Here is a 1,207-nt window from a genome sequence, read left to right as displayed (position 1 = left end):
GGACTCCTTGGAGCAACCAACGAGCACCCCGTCACCACCACCTCCCCAACTCTTCAGCCGCGCCGCCGTGGCCGCCTCCTGCGTCGGCTTCGTCCTCATCGGCGCGCTCCAGGCGCTCTACGGGCCGTCGATCCCCGCCCTGCGCGACACCTACGGACTGTCGCCGTCGGCGGCCGGGGTCGGCCTGAGCGCGCATTTCATCGGCGCGGTGGCGGGTGTTCTCGTCTTCGACCGGCTCTTCGGCCGGATCGGCAACCGCCGGCTGCTGGGCTGGTCCTACCTGCTGATGGCGGGCGGCGCGGCCGGGTTCGCGCTCGCGCCCGCCTGGCCGGTCGCCTTGGGTCTGGCGCTTATGGCGGGGCTGGGCTTCGGCGGGATCGACTACGGGCTGAACCAGCTGTTCGCCGTCGGCTTCGGGCGCCGTAGCGCCGCCATGCTCAACATCCTCAACGCCCACTTCGGCATCGGCGCCGTCCTCGGCCCGGCCCTCATCGGCCTGGTCGGGTCCGCCCACTACCCCGCCGTCTTCCTCGGCTTCGCCGCGCTCACGCTGCCGCTGCTGCTGTGCCTGGCCGGGGTGCGCGACAAGGCCCCGCCGCGCGGCGGCGACGCGGGGGCGGACGCCGACGCGGGCAGGCACACCGGCGCCCAAGGCCAGGTCCGCGCCCGCGGCCTCGTCACCATCCTGGGCGCCTTCGTCGTCCTCTACGTCCTCCACGTCGCCATCGAGTCCGGCGTCGGCGGCTGGGAGCCGACCCACCTGGAGACCGTCGGCTACGGGGCGACCGCCGCCGCCTCCGCGACCTCCGCCTTCTGGCTGATGATGACGGTCGGCCGCTTCCTCGTCGCCCCGCTCGCCCTGCGCTGGTCCGCGCAGGCGATCATCGCGGTGAGCTGCGCGGGGATGACGGGGTGTCTGCTGCTGGCCGCGATCCCCGCCGCGGCCCCGTACGCGTACGCGGGCGCCGGGCTGTTCATCGCGCCGATCTTCCCCACCGGGCTGCCCTGGCTGCTCCGGGCGGCGCCGCGCGCCCATCGGGCCGGAGCCCTGGTCATGGCGGCCTCGATGATCGGCGGGGTCGCCGCACCGCCCGCGCTCGGCAAGGCGATCGAACTCGCGGGCGTCCGCGCCGTACCGCTGATCCTCTGCGCCATCTCCGCGGTGTGCCTGATCACCACCGGATGGCTGATCCGCGCCGCGTCCCCG

1 protein-coding gene is annotated in these 1,207 nt (G+C 74.6%); it reads left to right on the top strand.

From position 1 onward, the window contains the following. Nucleotides 1–7: 7 nt before the first annotated feature. Nucleotides 8–1,207 (top strand): MFS transporter (locus tag GWI24_RS44565; protein WP_210951691.1); only part of this gene is annotated, 1,200 nt, incomplete at its 3' end.

This window comes from Streptomyces sp. MK37H, from assembly GCF_018035285.1.
Classification (GTDB): domain Bacteria; phylum Actinomycetota; class Actinomycetes; order Streptomycetales; family Streptomycetaceae; genus Streptomyces; species Streptomyces endocoffeicus.
The sequence above is the reverse complement of the archived record's forward strand: the minus strand, read 5'-3'. Positions and strand labels throughout refer to the sequence as shown.